General features: G+C 40.8%; 14 protein-coding genes. 5 read left to right on the forward strand and 9 right to left on the reverse strand.

Annotation, left to right across the window (positions count from 1 at the left end):
- Window positions 1-88: 88 nt before the first annotated feature.
- Together ACQKMH_RS12830 and ACQKMH_RS12835 are read left to right on the forward strand one after the other, a co-directional pair.
- The gene (locus tag ACQKMH_RS12830) at window positions 89-1,312 is read left to right on the forward strand and encodes an MFS transporter (protein WP_427588497.1); all 1,224 of its coding nucleotides are present in this window, start codon (window positions 89-91) and stop codon (window positions 1,310-1,312) included.
- A gap of 134 nt (window positions 1,313-1,446) precedes the next feature.
- A complete protein-coding gene (locus tag ACQKMH_RS12835; RefSeq protein WP_427587846.1) occupies window positions 1,447-2,178 on the forward strand; it encodes a ZIP family metal transporter in 732 nt (243 codons plus the stop codon).
- Between the two features lie 272 nt (window positions 2,179-2,450).
- Here ACQKMH_RS12835 and ACQKMH_RS12840 read toward each other — a convergent pair whose 3' ends face one another.
- Window positions 2,451-2,693 (reverse strand): aspartyl-phosphate phosphatase Spo0E family protein, encoded by a 243-nt coding sequence (locus ACQKMH_RS12840; RefSeq protein ID WP_427587847.1) that lies wholly within the window; start codon window positions 2,691-2,693, stop codon window positions 2,451-2,453.
- A gap of 432 nt (window positions 2,694-3,125) precedes the next feature.
- Window positions 3,126-5,288, reverse strand: coding sequence for a PAS domain S-box protein (locus ACQKMH_RS12845; RefSeq protein WP_427587848.1), 2,163 nt, complete (start codon window positions 5,286-5,288; stop codon window positions 3,126-3,128).
- Window positions 5,289-5,564: 276 nt separating this feature from the next.
- Between ACQKMH_RS12845 and ACQKMH_RS12850 the strand changes: the two genes are divergently transcribed.
- Together ACQKMH_RS12850 and ACQKMH_RS12855 are read left to right on the forward strand one after the other, a co-directional pair.
- On the forward strand, window positions 5,565-6,590 hold the full coding sequence (locus ACQKMH_RS12850; protein WP_427587849.1) for an acyltransferase family protein: 1,026 nt from the start codon (window positions 5,565-5,567) through the stop codon (window positions 6,588-6,590).
- Window positions 6,591-6,792: 202 nt separating this feature from the next.
- Window positions 6,793-8,553, forward strand: a complete 1,761-nt coding sequence (locus tag ACQKMH_RS12855; RefSeq protein ID WP_427587851.1) for a B12-binding domain-containing radical SAM protein — start codon at window positions 6,793-6,795, stop codon at window positions 8,551-8,553.
- 41 nt (window positions 8,554-8,594) lie between these two features.
- Here ACQKMH_RS12855 and ACQKMH_RS12860 read toward each other — a convergent pair whose 3' ends face one another.
- Window positions 8,595-8,741, reverse strand: a complete 147-nt coding sequence (locus ACQKMH_RS12860) for a hypothetical protein (protein ID WP_427587852.1) — start codon at window positions 8,739-8,741, stop codon at window positions 8,595-8,597.
- Window positions 8,741-8,899 (reverse strand): hypothetical protein, encoded by a 159-nt coding sequence (locus ACQKMH_RS12865; protein ID WP_230157588.1) that lies wholly within the window; start codon window positions 8,897-8,899, stop codon window positions 8,741-8,743. Before ACQKMH_RS12865 ends, ACQKMH_RS12860 begins: the two co-directional genes overlap by 1 nt.
- Window positions 8,900-9,022: 123 nt before the next feature.
- On the opposite strand from ACQKMH_RS12865, the gene ACQKMH_RS12870 reads away from it, so the two are divergent.
- Complete coding sequence (locus ACQKMH_RS12870; protein ID WP_427587853.1) at window positions 9,023-9,358, forward strand: DUF3905 domain-containing protein; 336 nt, start codon at window positions 9,023-9,025, stop codon at window positions 9,356-9,358.
- An 85-nt stretch (window positions 9,359-9,443) separates the two neighbouring features.
- Here the strand turns inward: ACQKMH_RS12870 and ACQKMH_RS12875 are convergent, their stop codons facing one another.
- Genes ACQKMH_RS12875 through ACQKMH_RS12895 form a run of 5 tightly spaced genes read right to left on the reverse strand, consistent with a single transcriptional unit; the run spans window position 9,444 to window position 13,869 of the window.
- On the reverse strand, window positions 9,444-10,421 hold the full coding sequence (locus ACQKMH_RS12875; RefSeq protein WP_427588498.1) for a quinone oxidoreductase family protein: 978 nt from the start codon (window positions 10,419-10,421) through the stop codon (window positions 9,444-9,446).
- A gap of 16 nt (window positions 10,422-10,437) precedes the next feature.
- On the reverse strand, window positions 10,438-11,217 hold the full coding sequence (locus ACQKMH_RS12880; RefSeq protein WP_427587854.1) for an enoyl-CoA hydratase/isomerase family protein: 780 nt from the start codon (window positions 11,215-11,217) through the stop codon (window positions 10,438-10,440).
- Window positions 11,218-11,235: 18 nt separating this feature from the next.
- The gene (locus ACQKMH_RS12885; RefSeq protein ID WP_427587856.1) at window positions 11,236-12,015 is read right to left on the reverse strand and encodes an SDR family NAD(P)-dependent oxidoreductase; all 780 of its coding nucleotides are present in this window, start codon (window positions 12,013-12,015) and stop codon (window positions 11,236-11,238) included.
- Between the two features lie 29 nt (window positions 12,016-12,044).
- Window positions 12,045-12,803 carry a 2-phosphosulfolactate phosphatase gene (locus ACQKMH_RS12890; RefSeq protein WP_427587858.1) on the reverse strand — a complete coding sequence of 253 codons (759 nt, stop codon included), beginning with the start codon at window positions 12,801-12,803 and terminating at the stop codon, window positions 12,045-12,047.
- Window positions 12,804-12,807: 4 nt separating this feature from the next.
- On the reverse strand, window positions 12,808-13,869 hold the full coding sequence (locus ACQKMH_RS12895) for a phosphotransferase family protein (protein WP_427587859.1): 1,062 nt from the start codon (window positions 13,867-13,869) through the stop codon (window positions 12,808-12,810).
- Window positions 13,870-13,872 lie beyond the last annotated feature (3 nt).

Here is a 13,872-nt window from a genome sequence, read left to right on the forward strand (position 1 = left end):
TTATAAGAGACAGGACAAATGATTCATGATTGATGAACCTATATATGGTAATGTAGAAATATTTATACAGGAAGAAGGAAATATACATATGGGAAGTATCACTGCCGTTAAAACAAAAACACAAAAACAAGATATGACTCTGAAAATTATGATCATCATAGGCATATGCCATTTAATGAATGATTCTCTTCAGGCCGTTGTACCGGCCATGTTCCCTATCCTCGAGAAATCAATGTCGCTGACATATACACAGCTGGGGATGATTGCATTCTGCCTGAATATCGTATCGTCGCTTCTGCAACCTGCTGTTGGGTTCTATACGGATAAAAGACCCCTACCCTATGCATTGCCAATTGGATTGACCAGCACACTAATTGGGGTCATCATACTTGCTATTGCCCCAAGCTATACCATTATCCTCGGTGCAGTCATCCTGATGGGCTTCGGGTCAGCCATTTTCCATCCGGAAGGCTCTAGGGTTGCCTACATGGCAGGAGGCCCAAAGAGAGGCCTGGCACAATCGATTTATCAGGTTGGCGGGAATAGCGGGCAGGCCCTTGCCCCACTCATCACTGCTATCGTGCTTGTTCCATTTGGCCAAAAAGGTGCACTCTGGTTCGCCCTGGTTGCCTTAACGGCCGTAATCCTATTACTGTATATTGCCAAGTGGTATTCTCACAAACTTGTTCACTTCCAGCCGAAAAAGCTGGCTGCAAAAGTCATCAATAAAGAGCGGTCACATAAAGTGGCTAAAGCATTGATTTTAATTTTGTTCATTATTTTTGCACGTTCCTGGTATGTATCAGCCATGACGAACTTTTACAGTTTTTATTTAATTGAGCAGCATTCATTCACGATCAAATCCGCACAGGTTTTCCTATTTGCCTTTTTAGCCGCTGGGGCTGTAGGTACGTTTTTCGGCGGACCGCTTGCGGATAGATTCGGACGCAAAAATGTGATTTTCTTTTCTTTCGCTGCCAGTACTCCACTAACCGCCCTTTTACCATTCGTACCTCCTACAGCTGCTTTTATCTTATTATTGATAGCAGGATTCATCATAATGAGCAGCTTTTCGGTCACTGTAATATATGCACAGGAATTGGTACCAGGTAAAGTCGGAACGATGGCCGGGTTGACAGTAGGGTTAGCCTTTGGAATGGGGGCCATCGGTTCCGTATCATTAGGGACCATTGCGGATATGATCGGAATCGAATCCATGATTAAGCTGGTGGGATTCCTGCCATTGCTGGGAATCATCGGCTTCTTGCTGCCATCTGATCTAACATTGAAAAAATGGTATGCCGAAGAATGATTCACATAAATCATGCATGACTGTAAAACGGATTTTTCCTGGAACCTATTTTTTATGATCTCAATACAATAAATTATTGTTTCACCCAAAGTTTTAAAATAGGTAGTGATAAGTTTCATACAAAGGAGAAATTTATGAGTGGAGTCTTATTAGGCAGCATCTTATCTGCAATGTCTACAGGTTTCGGTGCGTTACCTATCTTGTTCATTCAAGGTTCAATCACACATCGATTCAGAGACACGCTTTTGGCATTTACCGCTGGTATCATGGTGGCTGCTTCGTTATTGAGCCTGATTCCGGAGTCCCTTGCCACCGGAGGGTATATGCAGCTTGTCATTGGGGTTTTCCTCGGGGTAATGACATTAACGATCATGGAAAAAAATATTCCGCATATCGATCTCAGCCATACGAAAAGTGGTATTCAGTTCGATGAAAAGGCTTTGCTTATCATCACTGCCATTACACTCCATAATATTCCTGAAGGGCTTTCTGTTGGAGTCAGTTACGCCTCGGATACGGCAGATACGGGTAACTTGATCGCCTTTGCCATCGGCCTGCAAAATGCCCCGGAAGGTTTACTTGTCGCCTTGTTTTTAATCAATCAAAAAATCGGTAAATTCCTAGCGTTCTTCATAGCCACCTTAACTGGTACCATTGAAATAATAACGGGCTTATTAGGTTTTTATTTAACCTCTTACATTAGTTTCCTTGTTCCATACGGCCTTGCTTTTGCAGCAGGGGCCATGCTTTTCATTGTTTATAAGGAATTGATCCCTGAAAGTCATGGGGATGGAAATGAGCGCACTTCCACCTATTCCTTCATTGTCGGTCTATTGTTCATGGTAATATTATTGGAAGTTTTGTAATTTCCGACACGTCCGGCTGGCTCCTTAAAGTGAGTCAGCCCTTTCTTCTTAAAATGCTTTGGATTCCATACACGCCTTGTACAAAAAGATTTTCAAAGTATTCAACTCAGTCGAATTTCGGCTTCAAACCGTATATGAGTATTTCTTGAATTATTCTCAGAAATCTTCGTAAAGTTCAAGTTCGTTTCCATTTGTAACGAACAACTAATCTTTTAACTAAAAGTGATTTTCTCCCTACCGCTTGGTCGTGCATGCATGCATTTTAGTTCCATTTAAAATGTAATATCCTCATGGAAGGGCTTCTGAACAATCACAACCATATCTTCTCGCTTATTTTTCACTTCCACTGACGAATGATGTTGAAGAATCAAATATTCATTTATAAGTTTATCAAGTTGCTCGCTTTGGCGAAGGGTATACTCATGACCTATCCCATACATTTTTGCCAACTCCATCATTTCCCAACGCTTCATTCGAATCTCAGAACAAATTTCCGTTACACACCTAGAATTCATAACTACATTCACTACTCCTGCCCTTTTAAAGTTACATTATAATAATGAAGTATTACAAAATATGCCTTATATGTAAATAGATTCGCAAAAAAAGACAAAACTTCTTAAATTGCGATAAAGCTTGACCTGCCTGCAGACAGGATATGACGGAAATTTCTTGATACGGCGGGCCTGATATGTTGCCCGTTCGAACCTGCTTCGAAAGTTCTCCCCTTTGATTTTCACTGTACGCTAGAATCCTCCGTCCGTTCACTATCATAGAAAATAAGTACAAAATTGAGTTTCATCCTTTTCAAAATTGGTACAACTTATTGCTGCATCATAAAGATGAGATATGAAGCCAATAAAAAAAAGGAATCCGTTTGAAGAAGGATCCCCATTAACAAATTGAATAACTGAGCAGAGGGCAATGATATTCACCCCACTCTATTATCAATACTCGAATGGCAAATATATATGAAAGCACGTCCCTTTATCTACTTCGCTTTCGACTTCTATATAGCCATTGTGCTCTTCTATGATTTTATAGCTGACCATGAGCCCAAGCCCCGTTCCCCTATCCTTCGTCGTATAAAAAGGTTCACCTAACTTTTTCAGCTTTTCCGTCGAGATCCCCATACCTTGATCAGTAATTGAAATACAAATGTGTTTCTCTGAATATCTGCTTGTTTTAATCCGAACAGATCCACCATCCGGCATGACTTCCAATGCATTTTTGATTATGTTTATGAATACTTGTTTCAACTGGTTCGCTTCACATAAAACAGTAAACTCTTCTTCTTCGAAGTCTGTTTCAAATTGGATATTTTCCAGCAATGCCTGAGCTGCAAGCAATTCTAGTGTCTCCCTCAAAATGGTATGAACATCTTGTTTAAAAACTTTTAGCGCCTGTGGCTTTGCCAATACCAAAAATTCCGTGATAATGGTTTCGATTCGTTTAATTTCAGATGTAATTACATGAAAATAGGTGGAAAAATCCCCCTTAACACCATCCTCAAGCAACTGGATAAAACCTTTTAAAGCCGTCATTGGATTCCTGATTTCGTGGGCAATCCCTGCCGCCAGTTCACCCACGACATTCAATGTATCCGATTTACGGATCTGTTCCTGCATTTCAAGATTTTTACTCACATCACGGAAAATACTTAGATTCAGGTTCGAATATAAATTTTTCCTCGTTAAGAATTCGATATGCTTAACTCTCCCATCTTCGAATGTTATCGGAATGATGGATGAGTAGACCTCATGCTTATATACATTTTCAATGTGGGCGTTCACGTCAGGTGCATTTCCAGGAATTTTCTTGATGAATCCCTTTACAGACAAAGAAAGTAGTTTGCGCTTCGATATTTCCAATATTTTCTGACCCGCTTCATTAATATCCGTGAACCCTTCATGATTCCATAAAATCAAGCCGTCCAAAGTTCCCTCGAAAATTTTCCTGAATTTCTTTTCACTATCCCTTAATTCCTTCTCAATCAGCCAGCGTTCGCTGACATTTCGAAAAATCGTTACGTTATACCCATCACCTTCGTGTTTTTTTGCGGTCAATTCAAGTAATTTAATTTGATGATTCGGCATTTTATAAATCAGTTCCCCCCTCACTTGGGTGTCCCTTTCAAACGTTTCCATCATCTGGCCAAAATGATGATTGTTGCTGTACACATATTTCCAAATATAACTCCCTATCAATTCCTCCCGGCTGGATTCAAATATTTTACATGCTGATTGATTGACTCGAAAAATAATTCCGTCATCATTCCAAAATATGATCGCATCCATTGACTGGTCGAATAGTTCCGCAAAAATCCGTTCGCTCGTCTCTAACTTCTTTTCTATTAAATTTGATTCTGTAAGTCTTCGTAATACCGACATGTATAATTCATTTCCGATCGTTGAACTAATGGAAAATGTAAAATGATGGGGTACATCCCGGATCATTAACTCTACCTCTCCTTTGAAGTTCGACTCTGCGTGGACTCTTTGTATGCTTTCTTCCCAATAGGTCTTGTAATCCGGGGATATGAGATCCATCATATTCTTTCCGACAATCTCTTTTTTGGGGATTCCTAAAAAATGGATAAAGGCATGATTCACTTCCATGATGATTCCCGAACTATCGAAAAGGACGATACTTTCTACGGCTGCATCAAATATGTCCAAAAACATCTGCCTAGACATTCTTGTTTCCTTGGAGAAAGAAACATCCAATGTCACATCTTCCAATCGATAAATTTGCTGTCCTTCGGAAAGTTCACCCATAAGCACAAATTCAATTTGCTTAAGAGCCCCCGTATGAAGCTGGATCATCTTCCTTTCTCTTCCATTTAGTTTTTTTCGGGAACCCGACTCTTCCTGATTACTTAAATAGATGGGATCGAAAAAATCAGTTATCTTCATCGAATCCAGCTGATCTTTCGATGTTTCCAGCAGGGAACAAGTGGCATCATTGACATATGTAAGCCTTAGTTCATCATCAACCCTAATATAAGGTTCGGACATTGAATTGAAAATGTCCAATAATCCTTTAACCTGTTTATTCAATTTTATAATCTCTTGTTTATATTCCGTTTCATTTTCATAACCGATATTCATATTAACACCCCTTTTCCAAACCCACTACTCACCAAACTTTATTCGACGCCCATTTTGAATTTCCTCGGTATTTTCGAAAATCGAATCAATTATGGAAAACCTAAATTTTCCTCTATGTCAAATTATAGTATGTTGAATCCTTTAATACTTAACGTTAAGCTTAATTTAAGGGAATTATAATAAATTTAATAAAAAAGGATTACGCATTGCGTATTTAGGGTATAGAAATAACAATGCTTTCTAGCTACCTTAAAAATTTATTATATGGAGGCAAATATGAAACAACGTGATTTTTTCTTCGATAACGCCAAGTTCATTCTCATGGCCTTTGTCGTCTTTGGTCATTTGCTGAATACGTATATACATGACAGCGAAACGATATACGCTTTATATAAAACCATTTATTCCTTTCACATGCCAGCCTTTATCCTTGTATCAGGATTCTTTGCAAAAGGCTTTTATCAAAAAGGATATTTAGCTAAAATTACAAAAAAATTAATCCTGCCTTACGTTATTTTCCAATTGATATATACCGTTTACTATTATTTCTTATATGAACGGTCTGCCATCACTGTAGACTTGCTCGATCCCCAATGGTCGCTTTGGTTCTTGATCAGTTTATTCTGTTGGAACATCATGCTGCTTGGTTTTTCAAAGCTTAAGCCTTCAGTAGGCATAGCTTTATCTTTATTAATCGCTTTATTGATTGGGTATATTGACAATATCTCCAATTATCTTAGTCTCTCAAGGACTTTCGTTTTTTTCCCGATGTTTTTAATCGGTTACCATTTAAGCAAAGACCATTTAAAAAAATTATTCACACCCAAAGTTCGTTTGGCTTCACTTGGTATCATGTTAGTTATTTTTATCGGTTTCTATTTAAATACCGATATCAATTATAAATGGCTCCTCGGTTCAAAACCGTATGCCGAGCTTGAAGATGCGACGATCGTGTCCATGTTTAAACGTCTGGGATTTTACGGATTGAGCATAATTTCAGTGTTTAGCTTTCTATCTTTCATCCCAAGGGGACAATATTTCTTTACGAATTGGGGTAAACAAACTTTATATGTGTATTTGCTTCACGGCTTCTTCATTCGTTTCTTCCGTGAAAGCACTATACATGACTACTTCAGTAATACAGAGAGCTTCATCATGCTCGCCGGCCTCTCTTTCTTGATCACTGTGTTATTATCAAGCGAAATGATCGCTACAATGGCCCAGCCAATCATCGAATTGAAGGCGACCAAAACAAAACGATTCATGATTAAAACAAAAGAGTATATAAAACAGGCATTTTAAAAAAAACGGATAAAGCATTTTTGCTTTATCCGTTTTTTTCGAAGTCTTTTCATTAAACTTCTCAAGCTGAAAAGATTCCCCTTCATTACCAATAACTAATTTTTCAAATGGAGCGCGCTATGGTAAAATTACTCGTTAGTGCTTGTTTGCTTAAAAAGACATGTACACGAAAGGAGACAGGCGTTTTTTTACGCCCTTTAACATGAATATAATAATCAGTACTCTTAACGCAAAATACATTCATACTTCACTTTCCATACGTTATTTAAAGGCTTACGCCCAGCCGGATTATGATGTTCAGCTGGCTGAATATACAATAAAAGATCCGATTATGAACATCGCTGGTGACCTTCACTCCAAAAAACCTGATGTCATCGGGTTCAGCTGCTATATTTGGAACATCGAAGAAACAATGAAAGTCGTAGCCATGCTGAAGAAGATCAATCCAGAATTGGTTATCATTCTCGGAGGACCTGAAGTCACATATGATGTTGGTGAATGGCTTGATCAGATTCCCGGGGCCGATTTTATTGTCATTGGCGAAGGTGAAGTAACCTTCAAGGCCCTTTTATCTGAAATTGAAGGTGCAAACGATTATAAGAAGGTCGGCGGCATCGCCTATCGACAAGACGGAAAAAAAATCATCCAGCCACAGAACGGCAAGGTTGATTTGAAGTCGCTTCCTACACCCTATCGTTTGGAAGAAGACCGTGGCGATCTATCTAAACGTGTCACTTATATCGAAACGAGCCGCGGGTGTCCGTTCAGTTGCCAATTTTGCCTTTCATCCATTGAAGTGGGAGTCAGGTATTTTGACCGTGAAAAGATTAAAGAAGATATCAGGTACCTTATGGCAAATGGTGCAAAGACCATTAAGTTCGTTGACCGAACCTTCAATATCAGCCGAAGCTATGCCATGGATATGTTTCAATTTTTAATTGATGAACATCTTCCTGGCGTGGTTTTCCAGTTTGAAATCACGGCCGATATCATGCGTCCGGAAGTTATCCAGTTCTTGAACGATAACGCTCCTGCAGGATTATTCCGCTTTGAGATCGGTGTACAATCAACGAATGACCATACGAATGACCTTGTGATGAGGAGACAAAATTTCGAAAAACTGACCCGGACCGTTACAATGGTTAAAGAAGGGCAGAAAATCGATCAGCATTTAGACCTGATTGCCGGTTTACCTGAAGAAGATTATCAAACCTTCAGAAAGACCTTCAATGATGTATTTGAACTAAGGCCGGAAGAAATGCAGCTTGGTTTCTTAAAAATGCTCCGTGGAACTGGCTTAAGGATACGTGCCGATGAGCACCAATATATATACAGTGATCATGCTCCTTATGAAATTCTTGGAAATAATGTATTATCCTTCGATGATATCGTCCGCATTAAGCAAGTAGAAGATGTCCTTGAAAAATACTGGAACGACCATAGAATGGATCATACAACAGAGTATCTGGTTAATTCGGTATTTCAATCACCATTCGACTTTTTTCAAGATTTCGGGACCTATTGGGATGAACAAGGCTGGTCACGAATCGGACATCAACTTGAAGACCTGTTCCGACGCCTACAGCAGTTTCTAGCTTCCAGGGAATCAGCCGAGCTGAAAAACATTATCGGACTCATGAAGTTGGATTATTTCAAAAATCAAAAGTACAAGCCACGTAAACCATGGTGGGAAGCTTCACTGGATAAACAGGGACGGAAAGAGATTTATGAAGCTATCCTAAATAACCCTGAACAGCTTGGACCTACTTTCACTGCTTTGGCACTTAATGAAAAAGAGATACACAAACACACATTGCTTGAGGCCCTTCCCTTTGATTTGGAAACCTATTTAGCGAAGGGGACAATCGTTGAAAACCCCTCGATCATGCTTGCCTATTTTGATCCGAGTGGTAAAGGCTCATCCATTTTCGCTTTCTCGAAATCTGGGAGCATCATTATTTAAGAATAAGGACGGAGCCCAAAATTGGGTCCGTCCTTATTCATTTATTTACTATCACGCTTTTTATTTTCTTTTGCCAATATTTCATAAATTTTAGTTGCATTCATATCGCCGCTGAATTCGATTCCAAATTCAGTCCGAACATGTTCTCCCATCTGTTCTTCCTGGGAATTCCGTTTAGCTTTATCCATTAACTTCTTCCTTTTCTACCTTGCTTTGAATTGCGGTTGGCACCTTTCATTGGGTTTTCCTCTAAAGCGAACTCATTGGAAAACTCATTTTCGGCTTGGTTTCTTTTTGGTGTCTTACTTGCTTTGATAGCACCATCCACATTTGCTTTCCGTTTCATTTTACATCCACCCTTTTTAATAAATTTTACGTTTTAGAATGGGGTAAAACTGCCGAAAATTATTCAGGGATAATATAGGGACAGACGAGAAAAATAATCATAAAACGAAAAGGGAGAGACAATATGAAAAAGAAATTGGATTCGCCAATCATGGCTGATACACAACCCCACCAAATTAATGCACCAAGCTTTAAAGGAACAGGTATAAAACCAAAAGCTCCATTTATTAATGATTATGGGGTTGTCATCGGTGATAGTAAATATTCATCAGAAAACTCACCACTTGAAAATTGGAGTGAAGAAACAGACCCGGAAATCATGGCTGGTGACGAATGGATTCACCCCACTAATGATATTGGCTGGAATTCAACAGAAAACCGCGAACTTTTAGAAGCTAAAAAAGCTCCGCAACCTCCTTTTATGCATCCTGATAAAGATGTTAGCTTTGATACAGATTGAGTGGCAACCGGCGGTCAAGGGGACCCCTGAAATCTCCATTAAAACCAAAGGGGTGTATCACCCATTCGGTGTACACCCCTTTACTTTATTTAACCTGCAAAATCAATTTTCCTTTCGTTTGACGGGTGTTCATTTCTTCATGAACATTTGCTGCCTTTTCAAACGGATAAATGCCTCCGATAGTCAGTTTAAGCTCGCCAGACATCACGTAAGAAAAAAGATCCTCTATGCTAGGCAACAGCAATTCTGGGTTTTTCATGATCTGCGGCAGGAAAAAACCTACGACGGATTGATTCCGCCTCATTAATTGCTGTGGGTTCATCTTATATGCCTCCCGGCTGGCATTACCAAAAACGATAAGTCGGCCAAACGGCGCCAAACATTTCAATGTTTTATTGAAAATGTCTCCTCCAGCCATTTCAAGTGCCACATCAACGCCCTTCCCACCTGTGGCCTCACGCACTTTCACTTCCCAGCCTTCCTTAGTGTAATCGATTAGTTCATCTGCCCCCATCTTTTTAGCTAATTCCAACTTTTCCTCGGTGCTGGCGGTTGCTATCACCTTTCCAGCACCAAAGATTTTGGCAAGCTGAACAGCAATCGTTCCCACTCCTCCTGCTGCAGCATGTACCAAAACGGACTCCCCTTGCTGCAGACGTCCCATCGTCTTTAGAATATGATAGGCACTAAGACCTTGAAGCGGCAGGGCAACAGCTTCATGAAACGGAATGGCATCAGGAAGCGGAATGACAGAGTATTCATCGGATAGGGCATATTCAGAATATCCACCAGATTCGATTAAACTCACGACCCTTGTCCCTGGTTTGATTTTGGTCACTTTCCCACCAACTTCCACCACTACGCCTGCCACTTCTGCACCTGGAATGAACGGAAGCGGCGTAGGTACTACATATTGCCCTTCCCTCCTGGCCGTATCTGCATAATTGACGCCGACACAATCGATTTCTATCAGCACTTCATGGCCAGTCGGCACGGGTTTTTCCTTTTCCGTCATTTTCAGTACTTCCGGTCCGCCGTATTTTTCAAATTGAATGGCTCTCATCATTGTCCCTCCCTTATTAATTTCCCGTAAATTCCGGTTTTCGTTTCTCTTTGAATGCAGCTACTCCCTCTAAATGATCTTCTGTGGAGGCCATCAAGGTTTGCGTAATTCGCTCCTGTTCGAGCATTTCATCCAGTGTAGCCGCAAATGAATGACTGACGAGTTTTTTCATCATTCCAAATGCTTTTGTCGGGCCGTTGGCAAGCTTTTTCGCAAGTTTTAGCGCTTCTTCTTCAAGTTGATGGAGTGGATATAAATAATTAATGATCCCTAACGTATATAAGCGCTCAGCAGAAATCGGCTCCGCTGAAAAGAAGAGTTGCTTTGCAAGATGTGGGCCAACTAACTTTGGTAAAAAATACGAACCCCCTCCATCTGAAATCAGACCTACCTGTGAAAAACTCATGGCAAATTGACTATCATCTGAAGCGACGATCAAGTCGCAAGCGAGTGCCAAATTGAAACCGGCCCCTGCCGCGAATCCATGGACGGCAGCGATTACGGGAACCTCAGAAGCATCAATGGCCAAGATGCATTCATTCATTCTGCCGACATGATCATACAATTGACTTGCAGAGGCCTTCCCCATCGACTTCACGTCTCCTCCTGCCGTGAATGATCGTCCCGCTCCTTTGATGACTACGGCCCTTATATGGGGCTTTTGTTTAACATCTTTTATCTCTTTCGTTAGGTTTGCAATCATATCCGGGCTAAAGGCATTCAAGCTCTCAGGACGATTTAAAGTCAGGATCAATACGTTATCGATTACTTCTGTTAATAAGTGTTCTTTTAACATTTACCCATCCCCTTTTTTCTACTTGATCAACCAGCCACCATCCACCAAAATATCGGTCCCTGTCATATATGACGCTTCCGGGGAAGCAGCAAATGTAATGACATTACTAATTTCTTCAGCTTTCCCCACTCTTTCCAGTACCGTGTTTCGTTGAATCGACTTTACAAACTTTTCATTTTGCAATCCATCTTCTGTTAATGGCGTTTCAATAAAACCGGGTGAAACGGAATTGACCCGAATGCCAGCTGATGCCAGTTCCAGTGCCAATGATTTCGTTAAACTGATTACGCCAGCTTTAGCCGAGCTGTAGTGGGGGATGAGTGCTCCTGCTTGATGTCCTGACAGTGAGGCGACATTCACGATTGCCCGGTTGACGGGCTCTTCATTTCCATCGCTCGCTCCCTCTACCATCACTTTCCCCAAGTACTTGGAAACAAGGAAGACACTTTTCAGATTGACATGTTGAATCATTTCCCAATCATCTACAGTTGTATCCAAAAGCTTCGAGGACTTTGATCCACCTGCGTTATTGATTAAAATGTGAAGGTCACGATATTGTTCCTGTACATACATGGCCAGATCTTTTACATCATCCTCGTCCGTCACATCTGCAGGGAAAATATCGGCCATGGGAATAGTATGCCGGGCATTGATTTCAGCCGCCGCTTCCTTCAGCTTTCCTTTCGTCCGCCCTACCAATAATACCCGTGCCCCTTCGTCCGATAAGCGCAGCGCTGTAGCTTTCCCAATCCCAGATCCAGCACCAGTCACCACCGCTATTGCTTGTGAAAACCTCATGCCCCTCACCCCTTATCATGATTTTTATACTACGTTTCCTGCTTTTTCAATTCAGCTTCGATTCGTCCATCCACCAACTCTGGAACAAGGTCAATCGAACCCTTTTGTGCAGCCAATTTCAAATCTGCGACCAAGCTGTGTTTATCGAATAGCTGTCCGACATAAGATGATTGCAAAATATCGAAAGCATTATCGATGTTCGTGCTATATAGTGTGGTTGCAGCCCTTGCTGCATCATTAAGTATGAACCTTCCTTGTGATCCAGCAATCATGCAATCTATCAGATGACCTGCCCCATAAAAGTCTTCCAGACTGAATTCACCTGAGTTCCCTGAACATACGATGATGATCGTTTCTATTTGATGATGTTTTTTTATTCTTTCTGCAACAGCTGGATTATTCAGCAAAGAAGCGATATATACTTTCTTAGCCGCTGCAGAATTTCTCAATGCAACCGTTCCGTTAGTCGTGGACAATATTAGCGTTTTATCGCGTACCAACTTACTCAAAAGCGTCGGACTGGGATACATTAAATCATCAACAGGCTTTGCTTTCAGTTCCCCTGCCATTAGAAAATCTCCTATTTTCAATTCCTGGCTTTTCAATAGGGCATCAACTGGATCCATGACAGGTATCACCTGGCGAGCTCCATTATGAAGCGCTGAAATAATCGTCGTGGTCGCTAACAGGACATCCAGGATAACTGCCACTTTCTCCCCTTCTTGAAGCTTTTTCCTATCTATCTCTTCTTTTTTTATTAACAAATGAATGTGTTGTACATGCCCCATTTTATTAAACTTCCTCCACTGCTACATTTGCTGCATGGGTGAGCAAGCTTTTTACGGTTTTTCCGAGTTTGGAAAAGCGGGGATCACTTGTCTGGCCTTTTTTATATCGATAATAGATTTGCTGAAGGATGACAGCTAACTTAAAGTAACCAAAGGTTAAGTAAAAATCGACGTTTGAAACATCCCTTCCACTTCTCGCTGCATACGACTCGATAAATTCCTTTCGTGTCAGAAAACCATTTAAAGTAGTGATGGACGCTTGGCCCAAACCGAATTTGATTAATTCTGGATCACCACTTTCCGTCCAATAGCTTAAAGCCACTCCTAGATCTGCCAGCGGATCGCCAACTGTGGACATTTCCCAATCGAATAGCCCAACCATTTCGGTAAGATCTTGATTGAACATGGCATTATTGATCTTATAGTCATAATGGATAATGGAGGTCTGGCTATATTTTGGGATATTCTGCTTCAAATAATTGATAAGCGGCGCCACTTCTTTGATTTCATCAGTCTTTGCTCTCTCATATCGGGAAATCCAGCCGTATACTTGTCTTTCAATGAATCCTTCAGGTTTGGAGATCTCCGCTAATCCCGTTTTCTCATGGGGAATGGAGTGTAGATCTGCCAGCCGATTGACCAACACATTAGAAAGCTGACGGCATCGTTCAAAAGTAGGCTCGATTCCCGCGGGAAATTCAGTATCTATTACAATTCCATGTTTCCTTTCCATCAGGAAAAAAGGGGCACCAGCAATTGATTCATCATCCGAATAAAGGATAGGCTCGGGAGCAGCATGAAAATACGGGTTGATTCGTGAAAGGATATGATGTTCACGTTTCATATCATGTGCCTTTGGAGCAACAGGACCAAGCGGAGGTCTTCTCAGTACAGCCTCCCACTCTCCCATTTTCAGCTGATAGGTCAAATTGGAGTAGCCTGTTGAAAATTGTTGCAGTTCTAACGGTTCCTTGGGAAGGTCCAACACATTTTTTCTGAGGAAATCTACTAATGCATCAAGATTAAGCTCCTCGCCAGGCCGAACTGGAATTGTATCATCAACCATATT

Source organism: Peribacillus sp. NPDC097895, assembly GCF_050277555.1.
Lineage (GTDB): Bacteria > Bacillota > Bacilli > Bacillales > DSM-1321 > Peribacillus.

Bases quoted from the DNA above. Each gene is read 5' to 3' on its own strand.
- ACQKMH_RS12830 (WP_427588497.1), top strand. From the start codon at position 89: ATGGGAAGTATCACTGCCGTTAAAACAAAAACACAAAAACAAGATATG.
- ACQKMH_RS12890 (WP_427587858.1), bottom strand. From the start codon at position 12,803: ATGGGGCATGTACAACACATTCATTTGTTAATAAAAAAAGAAGAGATA.
- ACQKMH_RS12845 (WP_427587848.1), bottom strand. From the start codon at position 5,288: ATGAATATCGGTTATGAAAATGAAACGGAATATAAACAAGAGATTATA.
- ACQKMH_RS12840 (WP_427587847.1), bottom strand. From the start codon at position 2,693: ATGAATTCTAGGTGTGTAACGGAAATTTGTTCTGAGATTCGAATGAAG.
- ACQKMH_RS12855 (WP_427587851.1), top strand. From the start codon at position 6,793: ATGAATATAATAATCAGTACTCTTAACGCAAAATACATTCATACTTCA.
- ACQKMH_RS12895 (WP_427587859.1), bottom strand. From the start codon at position 13,869: ATGGTTGATGATACAATTCCAGTTCGGCCTGGCGAGGAGCTTAATCTT.
- ACQKMH_RS12885 (WP_427587856.1), bottom strand. From the start codon at position 12,015: ATGAGGTTTTCACAAGCAATAGCGGTGGTGACTGGTGCTGGATCTGGG.
- ACQKMH_RS12860 (WP_427587852.1), bottom strand. From the start codon at position 8,741: ATGGATAAAGCTAAACGGAATTCCCAGGAAGAACAGATGGGAGAACAT.
- ACQKMH_RS12870 (WP_427587853.1), top strand. From the start codon at position 9,023: ATGAAAAAGAAATTGGATTCGCCAATCATGGCTGATACACAACCCCAC.
- ACQKMH_RS12850 (WP_427587849.1), top strand. From the start codon at position 5,565: ATGAAACAACGTGATTTTTTCTTCGATAACGCCAAGTTCATTCTCATG.
- ACQKMH_RS12865 (WP_230157588.1), bottom strand. From the start codon at position 8,899: ATGAAACGGAAAGCAAATGTGGATGGTGCTATCAAAGCAAGTAAGACA.
- ACQKMH_RS12835 (WP_427587846.1), top strand. From the start codon at position 1,447: ATGAGTGGAGTCTTATTAGGCAGCATCTTATCTGCAATGTCTACAGGT.
- ACQKMH_RS12880 (WP_427587854.1), bottom strand. From the start codon at position 11,217: ATGTTAAAAGAACACTTATTAACAGAAGTAATCGATAACGTATTGATC.
- ACQKMH_RS12875 (WP_427588498.1), bottom strand. From the start codon at position 10,421: ATGAGAGCCATTCAATTTGAAAAATACGGCGGACCGGAAGTACTGAAA.